The organism is Paraburkholderia ultramafica (assembly GCF_902859915.1).
Classification (GTDB): Bacteria; Pseudomonadota; Gammaproteobacteria; order Burkholderiales; family Burkholderiaceae; genus Paraburkholderia; species Paraburkholderia ultramafica.
This window is the reverse complement of record NZ_CADIKK010000004.1, coordinates 1-24,963: the sequence shown is the minus strand read 5'-3', so window position 1 is coordinate 24,963 and position 24,963 is coordinate 1. Positions and strand designations below refer to the sequence as shown.

At 62.3% G+C, this 24,963-nt stretch carries 17 protein-coding genes and 2 pseudogenes; 12 read left to right on the top strand and 7 right to left on the bottom strand.

Translation table 11 applies throughout. From position 1 onward, the window contains the following. The first annotated feature begins 14 nt into the window (after positions 1 to 14). Entirely contained in the window at positions 15 to 812 is a 798-nt protein-coding gene (locus HV744_RS05410) for a glycosyltransferase family 2 protein (RefSeq protein ID WP_246278951.1), read from the top strand. A 50-nt stretch (positions 813 to 862) separates the two neighbouring features. Next, complete coding sequence (locus HV744_RS05405; RefSeq protein ID WP_175148509.1) at positions 863 to 4,048, top strand: hypothetical protein; 3,186 nt, start codon at positions 863 to 865, stop codon at positions 4,046 to 4,048. Here the strand turns inward: HV744_RS05405 and HV744_RS05400 are convergent. Together HV744_RS05400 and HV744_RS05395 are read right to left on the bottom strand one after the other, a co-directional pair. Then, positions 4,008 to 5,216 carry a methyltransferase domain-containing protein gene (locus HV744_RS05400; RefSeq protein WP_175148508.1) on the bottom strand — a complete coding sequence of 403 codons (1,209 nt, stop codon included), beginning with the start codon at positions 5,214 to 5,216 and terminating at the stop codon, positions 4,008 to 4,010. The genes HV744_RS05405 and HV744_RS05400 overlap by 41 nt on opposite strands. Positions 5,217 to 5,293: 77 nt before the next feature. Beyond that, positions 5,294 to 5,443, bottom strand: coding sequence for a hypothetical protein (locus tag HV744_RS05395; protein ID WP_175148507.1), 150 nt, complete (start codon positions 5,441 to 5,443; stop codon positions 5,294 to 5,296). Between the two features lie 537 nt (positions 5,444 to 5,980). On the opposite strand from HV744_RS05395, the gene HV744_RS05390 reads away from it, so the two are divergent. From HV744_RS05390 to HV744_RS05375, 4 genes are read left to right on the top strand one after another with little or no spacing between them, the layout of a single operon-like run. After that, the gene (locus HV744_RS05390; protein WP_175148506.1) at positions 5,981 to 6,970 is read left to right on the top strand and encodes a glycosyltransferase; all 990 of its coding nucleotides are present in this window, start codon (positions 5,981 to 5,983) and stop codon (positions 6,968 to 6,970) included. A gap of 49 nt (positions 6,971 to 7,019) precedes the next feature. Then, positions 7,020 to 8,027: a glycosyltransferase gene (locus tag HV744_RS05385; protein WP_246278950.1), complete on the top strand. Its 1,008-nt coding sequence runs from the start codon at positions 7,020 to 7,022 to the stop codon at positions 8,025 to 8,027. Between the two features lie 6 nt (positions 8,028 to 8,033). Continuing rightward, on the top strand, positions 8,034 to 8,624 hold the full coding sequence (locus tag HV744_RS05380; RefSeq protein WP_175148504.1) for a histidine phosphatase family protein: 591 nt from the start codon (positions 8,034 to 8,036) through the stop codon (positions 8,622 to 8,624). Next, entirely contained in the window at positions 8,621 to 9,511 is an 891-nt protein-coding gene (locus HV744_RS05375) for a hypothetical protein (RefSeq protein WP_175148503.1), read from the top strand. Before HV744_RS05380 ends, HV744_RS05375 begins: the two co-directional genes overlap by 4 nt. A 74-nt stretch (positions 9,512 to 9,585) precedes the next feature. Here HV744_RS05375 and HV744_RS05370 read toward each other — a convergent pair whose 3' ends face one another. From HV744_RS05370 to HV744_RS05355, 4 genes are read right to left on the bottom strand one after another with little or no spacing between them, the layout of a single operon-like run. After that, positions 9,586 to 10,701, bottom strand: coding sequence for a glycosyltransferase (locus HV744_RS05370; RefSeq protein WP_175148502.1), 1,116 nt, complete (start codon positions 10,699 to 10,701; stop codon positions 9,586 to 9,588). Beyond that, positions 10,698 to 14,099 (bottom strand): glycosyltransferase family 4 protein, encoded by a 3,402-nt coding sequence (locus tag HV744_RS05365; RefSeq protein ID WP_246278949.1) that lies wholly within the window; start codon positions 14,097 to 14,099, stop codon positions 10,698 to 10,700. The genes HV744_RS05370 and HV744_RS05365 overlap by 4 nt, the downstream gene beginning before the upstream one ends. Next, complete coding sequence (locus HV744_RS05360; RefSeq protein ID WP_175148501.1) at positions 14,092 to 16,260, bottom strand: glycosyltransferase family 2 protein; 2,169 nt, start codon at positions 16,258 to 16,260, stop codon at positions 14,092 to 14,094. Before HV744_RS05360 ends, HV744_RS05365 begins: the two co-directional genes overlap by 8 nt. Further along, complete coding sequence (locus HV744_RS05355; RefSeq protein WP_175148500.1) at positions 16,257 to 17,228, bottom strand: glycosyltransferase; 972 nt, start codon at positions 17,226 to 17,228, stop codon at positions 16,257 to 16,259. Before HV744_RS05355 ends, HV744_RS05360 begins: the two co-directional genes overlap by 4 nt. A 765-nt stretch (positions 17,229 to 17,993) precedes the next feature. Between HV744_RS05355 and HV744_RS05350 the strand changes: the two genes are divergently transcribed. Genes HV744_RS05350 through HV744_RS05340 form a run of 3 tightly spaced genes read left to right on the top strand, consistent with a single transcriptional unit; the run spans position 17,994 to position 21,947 of the window. Then, a complete protein-coding gene (locus tag HV744_RS05350; RefSeq protein ID WP_175148499.1) occupies positions 17,994 to 18,953 on the top strand; it encodes a UDP-glucose 4-epimerase family protein in 960 nt (319 codons plus the stop codon). Positions 18,954 to 19,005: 52 nt separating this feature from the next. Beyond that, positions 19,006 to 20,055 carry an MraY family glycosyltransferase gene (locus tag HV744_RS05345; protein ID WP_175148498.1) on the top strand — a complete coding sequence of 350 codons (1,050 nt, stop codon included), beginning with the start codon at positions 19,006 to 19,008 and terminating at the stop codon, positions 20,053 to 20,055. An 11-nt stretch (positions 20,056 to 20,066) separates the two neighbouring features. Then, positions 20,067 to 21,947: a polysaccharide biosynthesis protein gene (locus HV744_RS05340; RefSeq protein ID WP_175148497.1), complete on the top strand. Its 1,881-nt coding sequence runs from the start codon at positions 20,067 to 20,069 to the stop codon at positions 21,945 to 21,947. 66 nt (positions 21,948 to 22,013) lie between these two features. Here the strand turns inward: HV744_RS05340 and HV744_RS05335 are convergent, their stop codons facing one another. Next, positions 22,014 to 23,114 carry an MraY family glycosyltransferase gene (locus tag HV744_RS05335; protein WP_175148496.1) on the bottom strand — a complete coding sequence of 367 codons (1,101 nt, stop codon included), beginning with the start codon at positions 23,112 to 23,114 and terminating at the stop codon, positions 22,014 to 22,016. Between HV744_RS05335 and HV744_RS36765 the strand changes: the two genes are divergently transcribed. The 3 genes and pseudogenes from HV744_RS36765 to HV744_RS37130 all read left to right on the top strand — a co-directional run. After that, positions 23,113 to 23,298, top strand: a complete 186-nt coding sequence (locus HV744_RS36765; protein WP_217469096.1) for a hypothetical protein — start codon at positions 23,113 to 23,115, stop codon at positions 23,296 to 23,298. The genes HV744_RS05335 and HV744_RS36765 overlap by 2 nt on opposite strands. A gap of 138 nt (positions 23,299 to 23,436) precedes the next feature. Continuing rightward, positions 23,437 to 23,759, top strand: a pseudogene (locus tag HV744_RS38215) (Tar ligand binding domain-containing protein); the annotation flags it as partial. A gap of 102 nt (positions 23,760 to 23,861) precedes the next feature. Then, positions 23,862 to 24,854 (top strand): annotated as a pseudogene (locus tag HV744_RS37130) (methyl-accepting chemotaxis protein); the annotation flags it as partial. Positions 24,855 to 24,963: the final 109 nt, after the last annotated feature.

Sequence of the window (24,963 nt, the reverse complement as noted above, 5' to 3'; positions counted from 1 at the left end):
CAATGAAACTCGACATGCCCCAAGAAGCCCGTGCCGCCTGGCAGGTTCCCGCTTACAAGATTCAGCTCACTTCGGAGCCGCGCAGTCCGTGGTGCGTGGTGATTCCGGTGATCAACGAAGGCGCCCGCATCCGCAATCTGCTCGAGCGGATCGCGGCGCTGGGCATTCCCGGCACGGCGGATGTGATCATCGTCGACGGTGGCAGCACCGACGGTTCGCTCGATCTCGAGTTCCTGAAGAGCAAAGGCGTTCACACGCTGGTGCTCAAGACCGGGCCCGGCAAGTTGAGTGCGCAGTTGCGCTGCGCTTATGCGTTCGCGCTGGACCAGGGGTACGAGGGCATCGTCACGATCGACGGCAACGACAAGGACGATCCCGACGCGATTCCGCGCTTCATTGAAGAGTTGCAGGGCGGCGTGGATTTTGTTCAGGCGTCGCGCTACCTGTCCGGCGGCATTGCGGAAAATACGCCCAAGTCACGCGATCTGGCCATCCGGCTGATTCATGCGCCGATGCTCAGTCTCTTTTCCGGTTTTCACTGGACCGATACGACGCAGGGGTTTCGGGCCTATAGCCGCAAGATGCTGCTCGACCCGCGGGTCGCTCCGTTCAGGGACGTGTTCGATACGTACGAGTTGCTGGCCTATCTGTCGTATCGCGCACCGAAGCTCGGCTATCGCTGTCTCGAAGTCGCGACGACGCGACGCTATCCGAAGGGCGAAGTGCCCACGAAGATCAGCAGTGTGAGAGGCAATCTGTCGGTGCTGCAGGTGCTGTTCAAGGCGTGCTTCGGCGCTTATAACCCGTCGTGATGTGACAGCGCGATTCGCACGCGCGTGATCTGCGACGAAAGAGATGTTCAATGCCAAACCAACTAACAAACACAGAAAAAACGGGCGTGGTGGTGGCGTCTGCCTCTCTGGCCGCTGCGGCACTCGCGCTGGGTCTTCGCATGACGCTGGCGCCGACGTATGCGGATTTCATTGTCGGCAGCATCACCTGGGGCGCCAATACGAAGTTTCAGGATCTCGCCGCGCCGCTGCTTTTTATCGGTGTGTTGCTCGTTGGCCTGGCATGTCTGTCGGCGCAGATCAGGAACCTGAAGAACCACGCTACGCAGGCTTCGTACGCGCAAGATTTTGCGGAGCAGTTGCTGTGGTGGTCGGTGCCGTCGGTGGTGATGGTCGCGGGATTGATTACCGGCTCGTCGATCGACAGAACCATCCAGCTTGTCTCCGCGGCAGGCTTGCTGATTCTTGGGCTGTCGGTGTGGTGGCAAGCGGATAAGCCAGAGCGTGTGTCGCCGTGGGTGACCGGGCTGAGTCTGTTGGCGGCATTTCTGCTGGCGCTCGTGCCGCTCGAAATTGCACTTGTGATGGGCCGCGCACCGGTGGGTCTGGCCGGTTCCATCGATGTTGCGCGTTACGCCAGGATATCGCATCTGCTCATCGGCGTGCTGTTTCTGGTGGTGCTGGCTTCGGCCTTCGCGCCCAGGCTGGTGTTGCGAGTCTTGCCAAAGAGTATCGCCATCGGCCAGTTGGGACTGCCGCTGTTTTTCCTGACGCTTTATCCGGCACGGCTCGCGCTTCCTGATGGATCGCTGACCAAATATTCGACGACGTGGGCGTTGAAGGCGCTGGTGGTTGCACTGGTCGTCGCCGGCGTAGTCGATGTCGTTCGACGCTATGTCAGGTATTGCCGCGAGGAGCAGCAGAGCTACAAAGTGCTCTTCTCGCCGCTCGCCTTGTTCGGGCTGCTGATCGCTTTCAAGTTTGGCAACACGATCGGCCCGTCAATGTCGCCGAATGACTATGAGTTCGGGCAGAACCTGCTCGGCTGGTGGTCGTACCTCCACGGTGTGGTGCCCTATGTCGGCTATATCTCTCCTCACGGTTTCGTGGAGGACGATTTACCCGGACTACTGTCGGTCGTGTTCTATGATGGCACGGCGGCCAGCGTTTTCGATGCAAACCGGCTGACTTCGACGCTGCTGGCACTCGTCGCTTTTTTGGCGCTCTTTGAATATTCCGCAAGCCTGGGTCTCGCGCTGGTTTCGACGTTCTTCATCGGCGGCAGAACCGCTTTTCTGTTTTTTACGCCGTTCATGTGCTTGTGGTTCAGCGGCGCGCTGCGGGCGAAGCCGGCACGCTGGCTCGCGGTGTGGCTCGTGACGGCGTCGATCGTGGTGCTGGGAGTGCCGCCGTCGGGTCTGTTGCTCGCCGCCGCCTCCGGCATATTGGCGCTCGAAGCGGTGTGGCGCATGTGGCGACGTGGTGAGCGCGAAGGTTGGAAAACGCTCGCCGTGGTCTGCGTGGCATCTCTGGTGCTCGCGCTGGTGACGCCATTGGCCGCGATGTTGATCGGTGCGATCCGCTACGTACTCGAAAACGGTCCGATCAATCAGGTCGCGTACGGCATTCCGTGGGCGATCAGCTGGAATCCGGGTAGTCCGAAATCCGGCCTCGTTTACGAATCGATAAGGATGTTGTGGCTCGGTGCACCGGCATTCTGTTTGATGATGGTCTATTCAGGCATCAAGAATCGCGCGACCAGCAATGCGGCGTTCCTGCCGGCGGTGGTCGTGATGCTGTTCGCGCTGTTGCTGACGCCTTACTCGATGGGACGCATCGATCCAGGCGATATGTCGCGCGCGGGCCTCGCGGCAATTTTCGGCTGGTCCGTACTGATTCCCATCGTTGCGTGGCACTCGACGCTCAGGTTCAACCGCGTCGCGTTGGTCGTGCTCGTCGCGGGGATGAGCGCAACCTTGAATTACACGACGCTCGCCTTTTCCACCGTGGTGTCTGCGGTAGCTTCATCATCGCCGGTCGCGCCGCTGAAAAGCGGCGTGGATGTGGGGATGCCGAACGTCGGGCGGCTGATGGTGCAGGAAGAGCAATGGGCACGGCTCATCAAGCTCAACACGTTGCTCAATAGCAAGCTGGCACCGGGCGTGGGCTACCTCGATCTGACGTCGCACAACGCGCAGACTTTCTATTTCGGCCGGCCGGTCACGATGGCGGTGACGGCGGCGTACAACATGGCGCCGGTTCGACAGCAGCAGCGAGCGGTCGAAAGACTATCGCGCGATTTGCCCAGTGTCGCGTTGCTGGCGGCAGACAACATCACGTATGACGGCGGCGGCCTCGCGTTGAGAGATCCGGTGCTGTACCGATTCGTGATGGCTCACTACACGCCAGTATGGGCGGACGGCACCATTCTCGGATTGAGCACGTCGGCGATGGTCGCCGGGCAGGGGCAACATCTCACGGTCGGGATCAGAAACCTGACGGATGACAAATGGGACAGGGGCGTAAGCCGCAGCGAAGCCGCGTTGTCGCTGGACGCGAGCACGCCGATGTCCGCGTTTGCGCCCGGCACGCAAATTCGTTTGCGCAACGGCGAGACGCGCAAGGTCGTGAAGTTGTCCGCCGAACAGCATGTGATCTGGCTCGACGGCGGGCCGCTCGATCCTGCGCTGGCCGGTTATGCCAACGTCATCGACGTGACGCTCGAAGCGGCTTTGCAGGCGGAGTACCGGTTGGCGCTACAGGACGCGGCGTTTGCGACGCCGGAATTGGGCGAGATTCCGGTGGCTTGGGGACGTTCGGACCGCTCGCTGTCGAAGAAGATGACCCGGGTCGCGGCGTTCGACGCGTTGACCCCGACAGTGCACGATCTGAGCCCGCAGTCGGGCGTCTACAAGGCGACGGGCGGCAATCCGCAATTGAGCTTCGACCTGTCCACGCTCGGCGTGTCAGGCCATGCCGCGGGCCTGCTCCGCTTCGAGTTTTCCTGCGTGGACCGTCGCGCTACGCCGAGATTCAAGCTGGCATGGTGGGGCGACCAGCAGTCAGTTCCGGCCGACGCAGCGCATTTGAGCTTTACTGCTGACGACGGCGTGTTGATTGTCCCGCTGGATGCCTATCCTCGATGGCTCACGCTCGAACGGATCCGAGGCCTGCAAATAACCGTTGCTGACCCGAATGCCTGCGGCGCGTTCGGCATCAGGAATGTAGCGCTGTATCAGCGGAACATCTTCCGGTAGAAGTCAGCTCGTGCGGCTGTCCGTTTGCTCCAACTGCAACTGCAACCGCAGCCGCAGCCGGCAGGCGCAGCGCACGCCCTTCGCGCCACCCGAAGTGCTGATAGTGAGCGACGGGATCCACGCCAGCCTCGGCCACGTCCGGATTGGCAACGAGATATTCGCGCGGGTCGAAGCCGGGCGGCGGTGCGAGCGGTTCGTCGGCATCCAGTTCGCTGCGCTGTCCGCATACGCGCGGCGTGATCTGGCGGCAATCTTGCCCGGAGCGCAGCTCCTCGAGCTTGCGGCGCGCGCGCCAGAAGGGGATCTCTGGCGTCACATTGCTGGCCGCCTGCTCCATTCGCCGCCAGCTGTCGGCGATATAGCTGTGCTCGCGTGAGCGTCTCATCACGACAGAAAATTCGAATTCGTTGTGAAGCGTGTCGCAGAAACCTTCGCATGCGAAGTCGAGCAATTCCATTTTGCAAAGATCGGCGATGAGTCTCGCGAACGACCGGGGCGTGAAAACCCAGCAATGGACGTCGTGGTAGTTGCCGTTCTCGAATGCGTCGCGCGCGAGATGCAGCGCGCCTTGCCAGGTGCGATGCCGCTTGGCCGAATCAGGGTTGATCCGGTTCTGCCATGCTTCCACGGCGGAGACGTCGGCGGCGAAGAGGCAGTAATCCAGTATCGAATAGGGTTGAGGTACCCGGGCTCGGGCGATATAGCTCGCCAGAACCTCCGGCAAGCGGCTTTCCGGGCGGAAATAGTCGAAGGTGAAACGTCTGTCGGGAACGGCGAGACGCACTTCACCGGTAGGTTTGAGGACGGCGGCCAGTTCCGTTAGCCATGTCACCAGATCGGGAACATGCTCGACGACATGAGAGGCCACGACATAGTCGACATAACGGCCTTTGATCGCTTCATGGAGGGTGTTGAGCCCCCAGACCGCGTCGACATCGACAATTTCATTGATGTCGAGATGGAGATCGTCCTGATATTTCTGACGAAGGTGAGGCGTATCCGTGTGATCGACGTAGATGATTTCGCCGCCGTCGCTGCGTCGCACGAGTGGCCAACAAAGCGGGCCTATTTCAACGCCGACCATTTCCGGGATGTTCAGCCCGTTCAATAGACGACGGCGCCGCTTGTCACGAATTTCCGCAATGCTGACATTCTCTTCATTCGCCATGTTGCCTCCTCGTCATGGACGGCACAGCTTTCAGATTTCACGTTTGTCCGCAGTATTGCGCTGAGCCTGATATTCCGCTACGTACGAACCTGAACCTTGATGGACTCCGAACTTTTGTCGCAAGCCAGCCGGGAGGCTTCCTGAATGTCGTGCAGGCTCAAAATGAGGTCTGCAATATCAGGATGCTGTGCTGCAAGGGTATTGAGAAGTTCGGTCGATGCCGACATCTTGCGTCTCCGGCTTGATGGATATCGTCGAGGCGAATCTTGCAGATGGAACCGAAAACCAATATCTTCGCGTCCCAATTATTCTGGACCGACCCAATCTAACTTACTCTGGCCGACGCACGAAAGTATCGTCTCGTATCATTATTGAGAGTGCCTGAGATAGCTAGAATTTACGCCTGCTTACAAAATATTTGTCGTCAACCGTGGCATAACGGGAGCCGCGCCCGGTAAGGTGCACTTCCGCCTGGGCCGCGTCGGGCTGCGATACGCGGCAGCACCTGCTCGCGCGGGGTTGCGGCCGCTGCGGCGTTCGGTATCGTAAGGCGCGGAATGCTCCGCGAAGACACGAGCCCGCCGTCTGGGGCGTCGCCGCGCAAGTCGTCTGCGCGGCGATTTAGCGTAAAATCAAGCCCCTGCCGACAAACGGACAAACGGCCTGGACCGGTTTCGCTGGCAGACGCGGACTTATCGCCGCGCTGTCCATGCGCATGGCATCAGCGCCCACGACACTGGACGATTCGGGACGGAGCCCGCAATATGCATTTCAAGATTCTCCTGACCACTCACAGCACCGCGTTCATGACGAGCGGCGGCGGTGAGTCGGAGCTCGTGCAGGTCGCCGAACTCCTCAACGATTCGGACGTACAGGCCGACATCTACGGCATCCGCAGCCGGCCGCTGCGCTTTTACGACGCGGTGATGCATTTCTCCGTTCATGCGGACGGCGAGGCGATCATCCGCGAGACGGTGAACCACGGCAAGAAGCTTTTTGTCTGGCCCAATGTCTGGTGGCTGAGCCCGCCGGATGCGGCGGAAATCGGCCGGATCGAGGCCATTGCGCGGCGTGCCGACCGGCTGCTGTTCAAGTCGTCGACCGAGCTGGATCATTTCAATACGTACATTACCGCCGATCCCGGCAAGTGTGTCGTGGTCGGTTCCGGCATATCTGACCGATTCCTTGCGCCCGCCGATAAAGATTTACTGCCTACGGTCTGCGACGTGTCGGATTACGTCCTGTGTCTCGGCTTGATCGAGCCGGTCAAGAACCAGCTTGAACTGATCAGGGCGCTCAACCAGCTTGAAATCAACGGCCTGATGGTGGGCGGGTTCAGGGATGACGAATACAACCGGCAGTGCATGCGCGAGGCGCATCGCGGCATTCACTTCCTGCCGTTCATCCAGCCATGCAGCGCGCTGTTGAGGTCCGCGCTGGCCAACGCGCTGGTAGTCGCGGAGCCGAGCTTCGATCCGCCGGGGCGCTCGTGCCTTGAAGGTGCGTTCGTCAAGAAGCCGCTCGTCGTGGTAGATGGGGATTGGCAACGCGAACACTTTGACGACAATGTTTGGTACGCCGCCTCCACCAGCGCATCGGACATCGCCCCCGCCATTCAGGCCGCTCTCGCCGACAAGGGCCGGGACGAAAAGATCGAAAGCAATTACGAGCGCGTTTATGCACGACACTCGTCGAGCACGGTAGCAGCTGACTTAATCAAACACCTGATCGATGCCGGCCTCACAAATTACTAAGATTCCTCGCCTGCTTGTCGTTCAGCGGCGATCCATGACCGATGGGCGAATGAAGTCTCGCACGATCGGCGCGCGGTTTGCGCCTTTGCTTACCTACATGCAGCGGCGTCAGCTTATCGAATGGGAGCAGATTTCGGAGGAGGAAGTCGGGGTCAGTCACCTGCATCGCTTCGACGTGGTGCTGTTCAACAAGCATGTATCGAACCTCTCGCTGAAGATCATGCGGATGGCGAACGAACTCGGTCTCCATACGATCTACGATCTGGACGACTGGCTGCTCGATCTGCCTTCGTGGAGCGTCCTCGAAATGAACGAGGACGTGCTTTACAACGTGCTCGCGATGATTCGCGAGGCGAGCGCGGCCACCGCGTCGAACCAGTTGCTGCAGGAGCGTATGCGCAAAGTGCGGCGCTCGGACGTGCTGATCATTCCCAACGGATTCGATCATCAGGCTTTCGATCTCTCGCCCGAACTCTGGACGGAAAAGCAGCCGCCGAAAATAATCTTCTCCAATCTCGACGGCATCAAGCTGGTCAATTTCAGAAAAGATTTCTTCGCCACCTTGCGCAGCTTCATCACGCGCCACGAGAACCTGTCGATCGACTTCTGGGGTGACCCGTTCCCGGAACTGAATTCGATTCCCCGCATGACGCATCGTGGCAGCCGGGGCAACCTCGAATACAAGCAGGCCATTCGCGACGAAGGCTATACCTTCGCGATCGTTCCGCTCGGTGCGGAAGAAGATCCCGATACGTTGTTCTTCAATTCGTGCAAGTCGCCGATCAAATATGCGGATTATGGAAGCCTCGGCATTCCGAGCATCTATTCCGACTGCCCAACTTATCGTGAGAACGTGAAGCATCGTGTGACGGGGTATATCGCGTCGAACAATGCGCAGAGCTGGACGCAGGCGCTGGAAGAGATGCTTGATGACGCCGGGCTTCGGCAATCGATTCGCATGAATGCCTATGCCGACGTATTCGACCGTTTCAGCGTCCGGCACATTTCGACGATGTTCCTGAAGGCCTTGCCCGATCCCACGTCTTTACGCCGCTAGCCCACTATGGATCTTCTTTTAATTCGCCATGGCCAATCGTTCGGCAACGTTGCCGGCCTGCTCAACTCGACCGAACAGGACGGGTTGACGGAGCACGGCATGCAGCAGGCCGCGAAGCTACGCACGCTGATGGAAAACCACGGCCTCGTGCCGGACCGCGTCTTTTCCAGTCCGTGGCTGCGTGCGCTGCAAACCACCGAAGTGCTGTTCAAGGACAAGCGCGACTGGACCGTCGACAAGCGTCTCGGCGAAACCAATGCCGGACGGTTCGCGACGTGGAAAGCCGAAGACTTTCGTCAGACCTTCCCCGAGTGGGGCAAACATCTGTCGGACCGCTATGAAGGGGGCGAGTCGCACCTCGAGTTGGCCGCGCGTTCCGTGAACTGGGTCGAAGAGGAATTTCTGCGGCAGGCCGATACGCCAGGCTTGATGGCCGCCGTCTGTCATGCCGGACCGATTTCGGTGATTTCGCAGTACCTGCTGAACATTCCGTTGTCCAGATTTCCTAACGTGCTGGTGCCGAACGCATCGATCACGATCTTCCGGCGCAACGTGCACACCGGTAATTTCTATCTTCAGATCGCAGGGCTGTCATGAGCGCATCCATCAAGATCTATGAGCCGATTTACGCGCCGGGACAGGTTCTCTCTGAAAAGGCCTTCCATCCGCTCGTGCTTCGAGACAACGCTCATGCTGCGTGGCGCGAATTTTATATTCTGGTCGACATGTACCGGAAGGGCATGCACTTGCAGCAGGAATTCACCGGCCTCTTTTCGCCGAAATTTGCGCTGAAGGCGCAGATCGACGGCAGCCGGTTTCTGGAGTTCGTGCAGGCCAACCTCGATGCCGATGTCTGTCTGATCAATCCTTTTCCGCAACTGGTGTATTTCTCGTTCAACGCGTGGATGCAGGGTGAGCATGCCCACCCTGGGCTGGTGGAACGCAGCCAGTTGCTGCTCGACGCGTGCGAGATTCCGTGGAACTTGCGCGAGGCGCCTCGGCAGTCAGCGGACACCCTGTGTTATTGCAATTTCTGGGTCGGCTCGCAGTCTTTCTGGGAGCGCTATGTCGGCAAGGTGCTGGTGCCGATCGCCACCTTTCTTGAAACCCGCGGCGACAGCGAAGCGGCGCGTGCGGTACTGGAACCCACCATCCACTCGGACGACGCGCCGTTTCTTCCGTTCGTCGCCGAGCGTCTGTTCAGTACCTATCTTTCGCTGCATCGAGAGGTGAAGGTGGCCGCCTATCCCATTGAAGGCGACAAGGTTCTCGACTATTGCGTCAGCGATTTCGAAAAAGATATCGTGCGGTATATGCAAAAGCCGATCGACGCCGCGGATCGGGAGGAGGTCTTTCCGTCCGGGCAGATCGCGTTGATGGATTTGCTGTGCACGCTGTCGCAGAAGTACGTGCATGCGCACTTTTCGTTCAATCCGCACCCGCATACCGGGGCGCCGATCGATTTCGAAAGGAAGGGCAAGTAGCCGCATGCAGCGGATGAGTGTTGGCGCGTGACTCGGGCTACGCGCCCCGATCAGTCTAGCGCGCGCCTCGCTGGCTATTGCTTGCCGACAGGCGCGGCTGTGGAACTCGCGCGCGCTCGCGCGGCCGCTTTCGCTGCGCCAACGCCAACACCAGCAAGTATGTCCCGCCAGACGCCGTCGCTTGCACGTTGCAGCACGCCGTCCGCGTGTTTCACATAAGCCGCATCGGTCGGAATTCGACCGGCGGATTGGCTGAAGCGCGCCATCACGGCCGGCACCCATGCAGCGAGAGCGGTATCGGCGTCGAACACGCAGTCTGGCGGGCAAATCTCCTGGGCGGCCGTGCCGCCGCGAACGAACACCGGCTTGCCGAAATGCATGGCCTCGAGCACCGGCACGCAGAACCCTTCATGCCGGCTCATCGCGAGTAGCGCACTGGTGGACTCGTAACACTCGAACAGATCGGCGTCGTCGAGCATGCCCTTGAAATCGACCTGTTCCAGCACGCCCAGGCGTCGCGCGTGATTGATCAGGAACTTCTCATAATCGTAGTTCGGCGCGCTACCGACGATAGTCAGTGTCGCGGCGAGTTCACGCTGTTTCAGCAGCGACAGAATGTCGATGCCGTCTTCAATACGCTTGTGCGGCACCACGCGGCCGACCATCAGCAGATTCGGCTCGCGCCATTTGCGTCCACTGCGTGGCGGCTCGCGCCTGAAGACCGGCATGTCCGCGAAGATCGGCGGGACGACTTTCACCGCGCTCGCATCGAGAATGCCGGAAAGGCTTTCCGCGGTGCTTTGAGAATTCGCGACGACGAGATCGAAACCCGCGAGCAACGGCAGTTGCATCAGCGCCTTCTCGCACAACTGCGCAGTGCGCGGTTCGAGCGCACGCAGCAGTTGAGGGTCGGTCACCCCGTGGAAATAGCAGATCTTCTTGCAGTCCAGCGCGAGGATCTGTTCGAGATACGGATCGAAGATCGAGTAACTCAGAAGGACGATGTCTTCCTGAGCTACGCTGGCGAACAACGTTTCAAGCGGCTGGACTCCGGATGTTCCTGGATCGAAGCCCTGTGCGTAGAGTTCGGCCTGGAGGCCTAGACGCTCAGCCATTCGAACGAAGCCGATGCAGTGGTTGCCCACCGCATCGCCCGAGAAGATATCCGGAGCACACACCCGCAGCGTCATTTTGCCTTTGCCTCCGCAATGGCGGCCAACCGTCGCGCATAGGCGCGGGCGACCGCTTCAACTGAGTAGTCACGCTCGACGCGTGCCTTGCCCGCCTGCGCGATGCGCTCGCGCAGCGGCACATCGTCGATCATGCGCTTGAGCTGTTCAGCCGCGATCGAGACGTCCGGATCGCACCAATACTGGCCTTCGGAGAACAGATAGTCGCCGGGGCGCAGCGGGATGAGCTCGCCATCCACGAGGAACGCGGTGTCGGGTTCGCAGAAGTCGACATTGCCGGAGAAGTTGGTGGCCACGACGGGCTGCCCCAACGCCATCGCTTCGGCGATCACGCGGCCGAAGCCCTCGCTGCGATGCAGTGAAATGTAGGCGTCGCAGCAGGCCATGAAGTCGGTCGAGTCCTGACGGCTCAGACGCTCGGACACGATGTGAATCCGGCTATCTCCCGCGGCCAGTTCGAGGACGGCACGCCAGACAGGGTCGTCGTCACGCACGTTCATCGCCTTGATGACGAGCCCGACGCCCGGCGAGTGCTTGCCGAACGCCTGCTTGAACGCTTGCACGCCGGCGAGCGGGTTCTTGCGGCTCAGCCACGAGTTGCCGTCGAACATCAGGTAGAACAAAAACTCGTTCGACGGCAGCCCAAACCGTTCACGTTTCGGGTCCACTGGAGCGGGCACTTCGACCGCCATCGGCATGTGATAGACGGGCGTGTCGCCAAGGCGGCTGTAGACGCTCTGGACGAAGCGGCTCTGCGCCCAGATCTCGTCGACCATCTGATGCACCTTGCCGAACGCGCTCGGCCAGTGGGGCAGTTCCCAGGGCCACGCGCCGATCTTGTGAGTCGGCGCATCGATCAATTTACGGCCGCCCTCCAGCGCAAGGCGCACCATCTCCGGCGCCGGCAGGCAGATCAGGCTGATGCGGTATTTGAGCTCGTCGCGGATCAGGTGGTCGACCGAGTGGTCCAGCTTCGCCGGCCCCGACATCGGCGCATTGATCAGCGCGACCGGCGTGGACGTCAACTGGAACACGCGCGCGGCCATGCGCGCATCTTCGCCGAGGCCGAGCACGCCTTGCGGGAAGCCGATCACGTTCACGCCGTGTTCGTATCCGACACCTTCGACTCGGGCGTGATAGCGCGCGGGCTCGCGCTCGTCATCATCGCTGTCGCCGGTGCTGTCGACCCACCGCACCTTGAGCGATCCCAGCAACGGGTATTCGGCTTCGCCCCATTCGTTCCACCACGCCGCGAGCTGGTCGCGGCCCGCTTCGGTGTTGATGTCGTACACGCTGCGCAGATCGGCGCGGTCGCTCGCGATCAGAACGAGAAAGCGTGGCAGCAAAGAGTCGTCGGCCGGCTGCTCGTCGTCGATGCTGGCCAATACTTCGGACAAGCGGGTCGCCGACCATTTGATCGCGTGGTACTCGCGCTGTCCGTCTCTGTCCCACCACGAAATGAGGCCCAGGCGGTGGCTGAAGCTGTCCAGATTGAACGATTCCTGAAGGTCGGGCCGCGCCTTCCAGATCAACAACAGAAACCGGGGCAGCAGCGGCAGAGTGCATTGCTGGCCGGGTTCCATCCTGAGCAGGTCTTCGCTCAACGCCGGCGGGACCCAGTGAATGGCCGGATATTGAAACTGCCCATGGTCGACCCACCACGACAGGGCGTTGACACGTCCGATAAAACTGTTCTGCGCACAGAACGTCCGCAAATCCGGCCGCTCCCTGACGATCTGGGCGATGAAGCGCGGTACGTCGGGGCCGTCGTTGACGGCGGGCTGCTCGGGTTCGAGCATGGCGCTGCCGATCGGCGCCGGCGCCCACTTGATCAGCGAATACTCGCGGTGGCCATGTTCTTCCCACCAGGTGAGGCACGCGAGCCTGCCGGTAAGCGTATTCAGATCGTAGGCGCCGCGCAGATCGGCCCGCTCGGCCGTAATGAGCGCGAGAAAGCGCGGCAAGGGCATGGCGCCGGACTGGGGGTCGTCGATCGGCTCCAACAATCCGGGCAAGCCGGCGGCCGACCATTTGATCGCGTGATACTCGTTGTGCCCGTCTTTGTCCCACCACGAAAGGAGACCCAGGCGTTGACTGAAACTGTCCAGATCGAAGTCCGCCTGAAGGTCGGGCCGCTCATTGCGGATCAGAGTCAGAAAGCGGGGCAGCAGCGGCAGAGCGCATTGCTCGCCGGCTTCCATCCTGAACAGGTCTTCACCCAACGCGGGGGCGACCCAGTGAATCACCGGGAATTGCCGCTCCCCGTGTTCGACCCACCACGACAGGCATTTGAGGCGGCCGATGAAACTGTCCAGCGGGCAGAGCGCCTGCAAATCCGGCCACTCCTCGCGGATCAAGCGCAGGAATCGGGGCACCGGCAGCCAGTCCGGATGTTCGCCCCATTCCATCTCGAACAGCGGCGCGGGTACGGTGGGCGGCACCCACTTGATCGCCCGATACTGGAATTGGCCGTGTTCGAGCCACCACGACAGGCAATTCAGCCGTCCGGTAAAAGACTGCAGCGGACCGAACGCGGCTTGCAGGTCCGGCCGTTCGTCGACGATCTGCGAGAGGAAGCGCGGCACATGCGGGCCATCGTCGACGGGGGGCTGCTCCGGCTCGACCATGGCGCCGCCGATCGGCGGTTGCGACCATTTGATCCGCAAATACTCGCGATGGCCGTGATCTGCCCACCAGCTCAGACATTCGAGCCGGCCAATCAAGGTATTCAGGTCAAACGCGCTGCGCAGATCGTGCCGCTCGGTCGTAATGAGCGCGAGAAAGCGCGGAAAGGGCATGGTGCCGGACCTGGGGTCGTCGATCGGCTCCAGCAGTGCGGGCCACGAAACGGGCGGGCGCCACGTCACTCTCGGGCTCGCATCCTGACCATGCGCTTCCCACCAGTCGAGGCAATTCAGATAGCCGCTCAGCGTGTCCAGCTTGAACGCCTGCGAAAGATCGCCGCGGTTGGCCACGATCATGGTGATCAGCTTCGGCAATTGCAGGCCGGCTTCTTCGAATACGGTTTGCGGTTCGAGCAGTGTCTCGTCGAGTTGCTTCGTGTCGAGTACGCTCGGCAAAGTCGTGCCCAGCCAGTACGTGAGCGCGCCCGGATGCCGCTCGATCAGCGTGTCGTTGTCGAGCTGACGCAGATATTCCAGATCTTCCTCTCGAAGTACCCAGTCGAAGTCCGGATACGTCTCACGCGCCGTCATTTCCCACCAGAAGTACAGCGTGATCCGATCGTCGAGCGCCTTGGAATTGAAGGGCGCGAGATCGGCTCTGAACTTCATCAGAAAGTAGATCGCGCTCGGCAGGCAGAAAAGCTCTGTCGGCGACGGGTGCCGGTACTCTGCCAGCCACCCCGTCTTGTTCTTTTTCGGTCCCAGATTAGCCAAGATTTGCAATCCTTGAAGGCCATGCGAAGGAAAAGTCGTCGGCGGTCAGCGTCAGATTGGGCGAGTAGGAGGGATCGTTCAGCAACAGAGCGCCCCAGCGCTGCCTGACCAACTCGGATTCCTGGTTGAAGCGGCTGATTTTTTCCGGCGTGTCTTCGGCGCCGCGCGTAGCCGACTCGTGATGATAGAGCTCGGCGTAGGGCGTCCACACATTGCGATAGCCCGCTTCACGCACCCGCAGGCAAAAGTCGATGTCGTTATAGGCGACGTGCAACTGCTCGTCGAGCCCGCCGACTTCCTTGTAGATCGAGTGGCGGATCAGCAGGCACGCCGCGGTCACGGCGCTCATCGCATTGCGCAGGCGCGCCCGCGCGAAATAGCCCGGCACCGTGTTCGGGAAGTGCTTGTGCGCATGGCTCGCAATCCCGCCGACGCCGAGCACCACGCCGCCGTGCTGGATGGTGTCGTCCGGGTACAGCAGTTTTGCGCCCACCGCGCCCACGTTCGCCTGCAGCGCCACCGACACCATCTCTTCGAGCCAGTCGGCGTTGATCACTTCGATGTCGTTGTTCATCAGACAGACAAAGTCGGCCGTGCTCGCCAGCGCGACGCGATTGTTCAGCGCCGAGTAGTTGAACGGCGAGTCGTCGCGCACGACCTTGATCCGCTCGTCCTGTTGCAGGCGCGCGAACAGGTCATGCGTTGCCTGTTTGACCGAGCCGTTGTCGATGATGGTGATGCGGAAGTTCGGATAGCTCGACTTCTGGCGCACCGATTCCACGCATTGTTCGACGAGCTCCGCGGAGTCGCGCGTCGGGATGATGATTTCGACGGACGGCAGCACTTCGGGCAAGTCGTACACGACCTTGTTGAAAGCGTCCGTGCCGGGCGCGTGGACGGTATGCGCGTTGATCTGGTTGCGCGCGAGGTGTTCGTCGAGCGCGCGCATCGCGGCGATGTGCGCATACGGCTTGGCTTCATGGCCGGCCGCCGTGCTTTCGGGAATCATGCGCCAGTGGTAGAGCGCGCGAGGCACGTGATACACCGTGTGATGACCGGCGCGATCGAGCACGCGCAACGCGAGGTCGTAGTCCTGCGATCCTTCAAAGCCGGTTCTGAAGCCGCCGACCTCTTTCATGATCGAGGTCTTGTACACGCCGAAATGCGAGATCATGTTCTGGCTCAGGAACAGATCGTAGTTGAAGTCGCATTTGAAGTACGGGTCCGAGCGCACGCCATCGATCGAGATCTTGTCTTCGTCGCTATAGATCACCGCTGCGTCAGGATGCGCGTTGATCAGTTCGACGACGCAGTAGAGCGCGAGCGGATGCAGTTCGTCGTCGTGGTCGAGCAGGCCCACGAAGTCGCCCACCGCCAGTTCCAGCGCGGTGTTGCTCGACGCGCTGATATGGCCGTTGGTGGAGCGGTACGCGACCTTGATGCGCGGGTCTTTGGCGGCGTAGCTGTCCAGCACCGCCTTCACTTCAGGCTTGCTGGAGCAGTCGTCCGCGATACAGAATTCCCAGTTTTCGTAGACCTGATTGACGACCGAATCGATCGCCATGCGCAGCCATTTTTCCGGCGTGTTGTACGTCGGCATGACAATGCTGACGAGCGGTTGCAGTTGCCACGTTTTCGAGCGGGCGCGCAATGCGGGGTAGAGCGACGCGGGCGGTTCGTGCACGTCGATCCACTCCTGATAGGTGTGGCCCACGGCCGGGGCCGCGGCGGGTTGCGCGCCGCCTCGCCACGACGCCATCCGGCGTGCCCGTTCGCGCAGTTCCTGCGGACATTGCGCGTCCGAAAGCAGCTCGAGCTTGAAGTTCTTCACCGAGAACAGTCCCGAGCGCGCAATCGGGTCGAGGCGCAACGGCCCGACCAGCGGCGGAAACGCCACGACCTGATCCACCGTCCCGTCAGCGCCGACCGCGAGACCGATCGCGGTGTGTTCGGACATGCCGGCGCCCGCGTCGACGTAGAGCATGCACGGGGAAGCCGGCATGTCTTCTTTCGCGAGTTCGAACGAGATACGCGCCGCACATCCGGACAACGCTTCCCAGCCCGTCAGTTCGAACTGTGGGTCGCCATTGGTCGCCAGCCACGCGAACTCGGGGTTCGAGGAGGTCTCGACGTTATTCAGGGGACGAAGTTCGAAGTTCATTTTGTCAGCAGGGAATCGTAGAGGTCTTTCAGGGGTGACAGGACGGCCTGCCACGTCAGGTCGCGCGCGGCGTCCACCGTGCCGGTGCGCGGTTGTGCGAGCGTGTCGCGAATCGACTGGGCGATGCTGTCGACGTCGGACGGATCCAGGTAGGCGACGTGCTGCGCGAAGTATTCTTCGGTAGAGCCAACTTTCGTCACCGCGATGCGGGCACCCGCGGCATGCGCTTCGAGCGCGGCGAGTCCCGGTGTTTCCAGCGTGCTGGGCAGGACGAACGCTTCGCAGGCGGCATACGCTGAGCGCAGCACCGGCGAGTCGTGAGCGAGCGTGCCCGCGTAGATCACCTGGTCCGCGCCTTGCGCGAAGCATGCTCGCGCGTATTCGGGATCGCGTTGATGGCCGATCAGCACGAGCTTGAGCTCGGGAAACGACTTCATCGCCTTGATCAGCGCCAACTGGTTCTTGCGCGGCTCGATGTTGCCCACGTTGAGGACGAAGCGATCCTGAATCTTGAATTCGCCGCGGAACAGTTCCGGCGCGACTGGCTCGTAAAAGCCCGGTTCGACGCCATTGAGCACGCTGATGAATTTTGCCCGGGGCAGGTCGAAGATTCGCGCGAGCGTGTCGCACTCGATCTCCGAATTCGCCACCACCCGGTCTGCCAGCGAGAACTGATGATGAATCTCGCCGATCGGATAGAGGTGCTTCGTTTCCTCCGTCACCCAGAGACTAGACGAAACCACCAGCGGCAAGCCCAACTGTTTAACAAAGTTACAGAAGTGGACCGAGCCGCCGACGCATGAAAAGAAATGAACCACGTCGTGTTTGAGGAAGCGCGGCTTCCATGGATCGAACAACGTGACGTCCACGCCATGCGAGGGCAGGTGCTTGTGATACGCAAGCAACTGGATTTCTCCGCCTCCGGGGGTGTGGAAAGCCATTGGGTAAGTGGCGAACAGCACTTTCATAGGTGGGACTCTATTTGCTCGAACGTTTTCTATTCGTCAGATCGGCGCGACATGCGGCGCGTGCCGATCGCGTTGAGGGCATCGGACATGACGAGCCTGAACGGTGTGCAACGGCAATCGGCGAGAGACGCGAGAGACGCGAGAGACGCGAGAGACGCGAGTGCGCCCCTGCCGGCATGTTTCGGGACCTCCTCACGGGAGCATGCCGCGCGCTGTCGCGGCACTCAGGCGCTGGCTCACCGGGGCGCGGGCCGCTGGCCGCTCACGCCGCTCTGGGGCGAGTTTGATTGTGCTGTCGTCGAGCACGTCGGATCGAAACCACGAATTCCACATGCGCGAATATGTTTGAGATGTTACGAAGTGTGCGGACTGCGCGTCAGGGTCGCCCGTCCGTTTTATCATCACGGCCAGGGCTTCGCCGTGCTTTCAATCTGTTAGCCGCCGCCACATTTTAGCGCCTAACCATTACGAGGAGCGGGCCGCAGCGGAAGCCGCCCGCATACAATACGTTCCCAGCCAGACTTCCTGACAAGCATCGCCGATGCCAGATTGTATCGTGTCTTATCAGCCTTTCCTGTCATATCCGGATCGGGCCGGCCTTGCCGGCCTGCGTTCGCGCTCCCGGGCGGGGCGGCCCGCCGCGCGAGCGCGGGCAACCTCCGGTCACGCGGATCAGGCGGGCGCACGGGTTCGACGCGGCAAAGCGGCCTGTGACCGTGCAGACGCGTCGGTGAGCCGCGCGAGCGGGTTAGCCGGAGCTTGCCGATGACACAGTGTGTGTTGATCACGGGCGCCAACGGATTCGTCGGCAAGGCAGTGTCGAGAGCGTTGCTGCAGCGCGGAGACAGCGTCGTCGGTGCGGTGCGCCGTGCACACACGGCCGCGGACGGCGTGCGCGAATGGCTGCTCGATACGGACGACTTCCAGGGCATCGAACCACGCTGGCCGGTGGCGCTGCATTGCGATGCGGTCATCCATCTCGCCGCGCGCGTCCACGTGATGCACGAGACGGTGGCCGATCCGCTGCCCGCCTATCGTGCGACCAACGTCGACGGCGCATTGCGCGTCGCCGCCGCGGCCCGTCGCGCGGGCGCGCGCCGGTTCGTTTTCGTCAGCAGCATCAAGGCGGTGGCGGAACGCAGCGTTGGCCGGCCCATCAAGGAAACGGACGAGCCCGCGCCGTCCGATCCATATGGCATCTCGAAGCTCGAAGCCGAGCGCGCGTTGCTCGACTACGGCCGCGAGTCGGGGCTCGAGATCGTGATCGTTCGACCGCCGCTGGTCTACGGTCCGGGCGTGCGCGCGAACTTCCTGCAACTGATGGGCGCGATCGCCAAGGGTGTGCCGCTACCGCTCGGCGCGATTGCCGCGCGCCGCAGCATGGTATTCGTCGACAACCTCGCGGACGCGCTAGTGCATTGCGCCACCGATCCGCGTGCTGCCGGCCACACCTTTCATGTCACCGACGGCCATGATCTGAGCGTGGCGGAACTGGCGCGAGCGCTGGCGACGCAGCTGCACGCGCCGTTGCGCCTCGTGCCGGTGCCGGTCGGCGTGCTGCGGCTTGCGGGCCGTTTGACCGGCCGCTCGGCGCAGGTCGACCGGCTGATCGGCGAACTGCGTCTCGACAGTTCGCACATCTGCGAACGTCTTGGCTGGTATCCGCCGTATACCGTCGAGCACGGCTTGCTGGAGACAGCCGCCTGGTATCGCTCCACGCATTGAACCCACTGAACGCGCCGAAACGCACTAACCCGCATTGTTGAACCTACTCTCGATGTCGACTGCTTCACTCTCTGCCTACCCGGTTGTCCATCTGCTCGTGTGCGGCGGGCTCGCGCTGGGCGCGTGCGCGGCGATTCTGTGGGCGCTGCTCAGGAGCGGTCTCGCGTGGCGTCTCGCCACCGACATCCCCAACGACCGCTCCCTGCACACGCGGCCGACGCCGCGCGTCGGCGGCTGGGGCATCGTGCCGGTGGCCGTGGTGCTGATCTGGCTCGTCGCGCCGGCGCTCTGGCTGCCTGCGTTGCTGGCGGCGTTGCTGGCCGCGTTGTCGCAAATCGACGACCGCCGCGGCTTGCCCGCGCGCGTGCGCTTCGGCGGCCACGCGGCGGCGGTGGCGGCGCTGATCGCCGTCTATCCGGCCGATGTCCCGTGGTGGGCGCTGGCGGCGCTGGCGGTATTACTCGTCTGGCTGGTCAATTTGTACAATTTCATGGACGGCTCCGACGGTCTCGCGGGGGGCATGGCGCTGTTCGGCTTCGGCGGCTATGCGATCGCGGCGTCGCTGCCGGCCCAAGCGGCCCAAGCGACCCAAGCGGCCCATCCGGACCCCGCGCTGGCGCTGGCTTGCGTGACCGTGGCGGGCGCCGCGGCGGGCTTTCTTCTGTTCAATTTCCACCCGGCCCGGATTTTTCTCGGCGACGCCGGTTCGATCCCACTCGGCTTCCTCGCCGGCGCGCTCGGCTACTGGGGCTGGCGCGAAGGCGTGTGGCCGGTGTGGTTTCCGGCGCTGTGCTTCGCGCCGTTCATCGGCGATGCGTCGGTGACGCTCCTCAAACGCCTGCTGCGCGGCGAAAAATTTTGGCAAGCGCACCGTGAACACTACTATCAAAGACTGGTGCAGTCCGGTTTGGGACACGCATCGACGGCATGGGTTTGGTATTTGTTCATGGTGGCGGGCATAATGCTTGCTATATGGGCATTACAATTTGCCGTCCTGAGTCAATGGCTGGTTGTCGCCGTTTGGGCTGCCGTGCTGGCGGTCGCCGGGCTGTGCATTGATCGCCGCTGGCGGCGTCACGCGTCCCGTTCCGGGCAATCCTGAGGTTCTGCGCAATGAAAAGATTTAAAGCCCGATGGCTTTCGTTCAGTGCGTTTGCGTTCGACTTGTGCGCGGTGGCTCTCGCCTGGATGCTGGCATACGTGATCCGTTTCAACGGTCCGGTGCCCAGTGCGTTCTGGTCGAGCGGCATGCACGCGCTGGTGTGGGTGCTGCTGATTTACGCGGTGATGTTCCGCAGCTATGGGCTCTATCGAGGCATGTGGGTGTTCGCCAGCCTGCCCGACCTCGTGCGCATCGCCAAGGCGATCGGCGTCGGCGCGCTGGTCGTCGTGATTGCCTCGGCGCTGCTGCAACCGGCGCCGGTGGTGCCGCGCTCCGTGCTGATCGTCTCGCCGATGCTGCTGTTCCTCTCGATGGGCGGCTCGCGCGCGCTCTATCGCGCGGCCAAGGAGTTCTATCGCTACGGCGGTCTGGTCGGGCAGGGCAAGCCGGTCTTGGTGCTGGGCGCGGGCAATGCGGGCGCGAACCTCGTGCGCGAACTGAAGCGCTCGGGCGAATGGCGCCTCGCGGGCTTGCTCGACGACGATCCGGTCAAGCAGGGCCGCGAAATCTACGGCTATCGCGTGCTCGGCGCGATCAGCGATCTGCAGAAGATCACCGCCGAGCTGAAAGTCGAGCACGTGATCATTGCGGTGCCGTCGGCTTCCGTGGAAGCGCATCGGCGCATTGCCACGCTGTGCGTGCGCGCGGGCGTGCGGGCCATGACGCTGCCGGCGCTCACACCGCTGACCCAGGGCCAGGCGTTTCTGTCGCGAGTGCGTCAGATCGACCTCGAAGACTTGCTGGGCCGCGACCCGGTGACGATCGACACCGATCACGTCGAAGCGCTGCTGAAGAACCGCGTCGTGATGGTGACGGGCGCGGGCGGCTCGATCGGCTCGGAGCTGTGCCGGCAGATTCTGCGCTTCGGGCCGGTGCAACTGGTGGCGTTCGATGTCTCCGAGTTCTCGATCTATCGCCTGAACGAAGAGCTGCGCGACAAGTATCCGGAAGTGTCGGTGGTGCCGATCATCGGCGACGTGAAGGATTCGCTGCTGCTCGACCAGGTGATGGCGCGTTACTGTCCGCATATCGTGTTTCATGCGGCGGCCTACAAGCACGTGCCGTTGATGGAAGAAGTGAACACGTGGCAGGCCGTGCGCAACAATGTGCTCGGCACGTATCGCGTGGGGCGCGCGGCGATCCGTCACGACGTCGCCCATTTCGTGCTGATTTCCACCGACAAGGCCGTCAACCCGACCAACGTGATGGGCGCGAGCAAGCGCCTCGCGGAGATGGCCTGCTCGGCGTTGCAGGCGCAGGGCACGCGGCGCACGCAGTTCGAAACCGTGCGGTTCGGCAACGTGCTCGGCAGCGCCGGCAGCGTGATTCCGAAGTTCCAGGAGCAGATTGCGCGCGGCGGCCCGGTCACGGTCACGCACCCGGAGATCACCCGTTTCTTCATGACGATCCCGGAAGCGTCGCAACTGGTGTTGCAGGCGTCGAGCATGGGACGCGGCGGCGAGATCTTCATTCTCGACATGGGCAAGCCGGTGCGCATCGCCGATCTCGCGCATGATCTGATCCGTCTGTACGGCTTTACCGAAGAGCAGATTCGCGTGGTGTTCACCGGGCTGCGGCCTGGCGAAAAACTCTACGAAGAACTGCTGGCGGATGATGAAACGACGACCCGCACGCCGCATCCGAAGTTGCGCATCGCGCGCGCCCGTGAAGTGCCGGACAGCCTGATCGATAATCTGTTGCCGTGGCTGATGCAGCACCGTGTGCCGTCCGACGACGAAGTTCGCCGCGACCTGCGCCGCTGGGTGCCCGAATACCAGCCGGCCACCGCCACCGCGCTGCGCAGCGTGACGCCGGTGACGCGGGCGTCATAGGTCGTGCGACGGCGGTAACCTTCGGCATTGGTCAATGAAAAAAGGCGCCATTGGCGCCTTTTTTCATTACCGCTTCGCCTTCCTCACCACCATCCACCGCGGCGACTTGAACCGCACGATGCTCATGTAAAGCCACACATACGTCGCCGCGAACACCACCACGAAGCAGAACAGATGCAGCGTATGCCGCCAGAACAACGTCGCCGGCACGACTGCGATCAGACACAGCAGCCACAGGTACGGCGAGGTCAGCGAATTGCGCCGCGTCAGCTCGCGTGCGGTGCGCGCGCCGACCGCCCAGCGCATCAGCCGCTTGTAGACCAGCATATGCAGATGCACGCCGTCGGGAATGCCCGGCGACATGCCGCGCACGAACTTCTTCCGGTAGATCGAGAAGCAGGTCTCGAAGATCGGATACATGAACAGCAGCACCGGATACCACGCCGACACGTCGCGATTGCGCATCACCAGCATGATCGACAGTTCGGCGAGCATGAAGCCGATGAAGTACGCGCCGCCGTCGCCGAGAAAGATCAGCCCGGCCGGAAAATTCCAGATGAAGAAGCCCAGCACCGCGCCCATCATCATGAACGACGCGGACAGCACGATCGGATCGGACACCTGGAAGGCCACGTAGGCGAGCGACGCGAACATCATGAACGCGACCATCGACGCGAGGCCGTTGAAGCCGTCGATGATATTGATCGCGTTGGCGAGCGCCGCGACGGCCAGCACCGTGACCGCGAACGAGATCACCGCGTATGAGAGCAGAAAGTCGAGCGGCGGCACGCTGATGCGTGTGACCGCGATATCGAGCAGGAAAAACGCGAGCGCGGCGGCCGCCATCGTGCAGATGAGGCGCGCGAGCGGCGACACGCGCTTGGTCAGATCTTCGACGAGGCCCGAGCCGAAGGCCGGCATGCCGCACGCGATCAGCCCGAGGATGCCGCCCGATACGGCAGGATACGCACGATGCAGCTGCACGGCCGACACGATCAAGCCGAGCAGAATCCCGGTCCCGCCGATGCGCGGCACCGGACGCACATGGAATTTCTGCACGCCGGCCAGATCGTTATCGGTGGAGAGTTTTTCATGCAGATGCGCATAGCGCACGATCAACAGCGTGATCAGCAGTGAAACGAGAAAGCCGAGCGCAAAACTAAGCATGAAAGTGGGCCTGAGCGAAGACGCCGAATTATACAAACGAAACGCACGGCGCCCGCAAAGCGGCGCGCTTGCGTCATTGTCGCGCAATGCGCGGCAGATCCCGGATAGTGAGGTTCAAAGCGGGCGCAAAGGCGCGCCAGTCATGGATTTCACCTATCCAGCGGGCAGCGCGCGCGGTCGTTAACCTGGATGCGGCGAGGGCCGGCCCCAGCGAAGTGTAAGTCACGCGCAACAAGCCATCGGCAACAAACCACCCGCAACCGGCGGCGCGTGTGCCTGCCAACCTGTTCGCCGCAGATCGGCAAGACGTTCCGGAGACCCAATGCTAAATAACATCACAATTCGTGGCGGCCTGACGCTGGTGATCAGCGTATTCGTCGTTTTCCTTCTGACGGTGATCGGTGTCGGCTACGGCGCGCTCAAACTCGCCAACAGCAGCCTCGATGACTCCGAGAAGCTGTTGCAGGTGCAGCTCGCGTTGGGCACCTACCAGACGCTCTTCAGCGTCGGCAAGCAGACCGACGATCTGCTGCCGGCCGCGCACAAGGTGCTGCTCGAATCGAACAAGGACTTCCGCAACTACATGGCCGGCCCGTTTGCGAGCGACGACGAGCGCAAGCTCGCGCAGAGCGTCGAGCAGACGCGCAGACGCGCAGACGCGCAGACGCGCAGACGCGCAGACGCGCAGACGCGCAGACGCGCAGACGCGCAGACGCGCAGACGCGCAGACGCGCAGACGCGCAGACGCGCACCGCGCTGGTCGACAAGGCGCTCGAGCCGGAGTTCAAGGCGCTCACCGACTTCGACTTCAATACCTTCCGCAACATCCAGGGCGACACCGCGAACAGTTTATACGCGACCTATTCGAAGGCCATCGACGCGTTCGAAAACGCGCAGGTCGCCAATCAGCACCAGCAAGCCGTCACCGCCGCGCAGCGCTTCCAGCTGGCGACGCTGCTGTTCGTCGCGGTCGGCGTGATCGCGCTCGTGATCGCCGTGGCGGCGCGCATCGCGTTGTCGGCGGCGCTGATCAAGCCGGTCAACGCAACCGTCAAGCACTTCGAGCGCATCGCCGCCGGCGATCTGACGGTTGTCATCAAGGTCAAGTCGCGCAATGAGATGGGTCAGTTGCTCGGCGCGCTGACAAAGATGCGCGACGGCCTCGTCGAGACGGTCGCGAAGGTGCGCGGCAACACGACCGCGATCACGCAGGGCGCGAACGAAATCGCGTCGGGCAATGCGGATCTGTCCGCGCGCACCGAGCAGCAGGCGGCCGCGCTGCAACAGACCGCCGCGAGCATGGAGCAGTTGGCGGCGACGGTGAAGCAGAACGCGGACAACGCGAAGCAGGCGACCCGGCTCGCGCATGGCGCGCTCGATACGGTCACGCGCGGCGGCACGGTGGTGCCGCGCGTCACCGAAACGATGGACGGGATCAGCGCATCGTCGCGCAAGGTGACGGAGATTATCGGCATGAGCGAAGGGATCGCGTTTCAGACCAACATTCTCGCGTTGAACGCGGCGGTGGAAGCGGCGCGGGCCGGCGAGCAGGGCCGCGGCTTCGCGGTGGTGGCCTCGGAGGTGCGCAGTCTCGCGCAGCGCTCGGGCGCGGCGGCCAAGGAGATCAAGGAGCTGATCGGCGAATCCGCGGCCAAGGTCGAGGAGGGCGCAGCGCTCGTGTCCGACGCGCAGAAGACGATTCACGAAGCGATGAGCGCGGTCGAACGCGTGACCGGCGTAGATGCTATGTGGGAGGGCAGCGGCAGTAAGCCCGACTGGAGTAAAACGTGGCTTGCATACTCGTTTTCTCCGAAGGAGCACGCAAATGGATGCGCCTGACACAGCCCTC

Bases quoted from the DNA above. Each gene is read 5' to 3' on its own strand.
- HV744_RS05410 (WP_246278951.1), top strand. From the start codon at position 15: ATGCCCCAAGAAGCCCGTGCCGCCTGGCAGGTTCCCGCTTACAAGATT.
- HV744_RS05405 (WP_175148509.1), top strand. From the start codon at position 863: ATGCCAAACCAACTAACAAACACAGAAAAAACGGGCGTGGTGGTGGCG.
- HV744_RS05400 (WP_175148508.1), bottom strand. From the start codon at position 5,216: ATGGCGAATGAAGAGAATGTCAGCATTGCGGAAATTCGTGACAAGCGG.
- HV744_RS05395 (WP_175148507.1), bottom strand. From the start codon at position 5,443: ATGTCGGCATCGACCGAACTTCTCAATACCCTTGCAGCACAGCATCCT.
- HV744_RS05390 (WP_175148506.1), top strand. From the start codon at position 5,981: ATGCATTTCAAGATTCTCCTGACCACTCACAGCACCGCGTTCATGACG.
- HV744_RS05385 (WP_246278950.1), top strand. From the start codon at position 7,020: ATGAAGTCTCGCACGATCGGCGCGCGGTTTGCGCCTTTGCTTACCTAC.
- HV744_RS05380 (WP_175148504.1), top strand. From the start codon at position 8,034: ATGGATCTTCTTTTAATTCGCCATGGCCAATCGTTCGGCAACGTTGCC.
- HV744_RS05375 (WP_175148503.1), top strand. From the start codon at position 8,621: ATGAGCGCATCCATCAAGATCTATGAGCCGATTTACGCGCCGGGACAG.
- HV744_RS05370 (WP_175148502.1), bottom strand. From the start codon at position 10,701: ATGACGCTGCGGGTGTGTGCTCCGGATATCTTCTCGGGCGATGCGGTG.
- HV744_RS05360 (WP_175148501.1), bottom strand. From the start codon at position 16,260: ATGAACTTCGAACTTCGTCCCCTGAATAACGTCGAGACCTCCTCGAAC.
- HV744_RS05355 (WP_175148500.1), bottom strand. From the start codon at position 17,228: ATGAAAGTGCTGTTCGCCACTTACCCAATGGCTTTCCACACCCCCGGA.
- HV744_RS05350 (WP_175148499.1), top strand. From the start codon at position 17,994: ATGACACAGTGTGTGTTGATCACGGGCGCCAACGGATTCGTCGGCAAG.
- HV744_RS05345 (WP_175148498.1), top strand. From the start codon at position 19,006: ATGTCGACTGCTTCACTCTCTGCCTACCCGGTTGTCCATCTGCTCGTG.
- HV744_RS05340 (WP_175148497.1), top strand. From the start codon at position 20,067: ATGAAAAGATTTAAAGCCCGATGGCTTTCGTTCAGTGCGTTTGCGTTC.
- HV744_RS36765 (WP_217469096.1), top strand. From the start codon at position 23,113: ATGAAAGTGGGCCTGAGCGAAGACGCCGAATTATACAAACGAAACGCA.
- HV744_RS05335 (WP_175148496.1), bottom strand. From the start codon at position 23,114: ATGCTTAGTTTTGCGCTCGGCTTTCTCGTTTCACTGCTGATCACGCTG.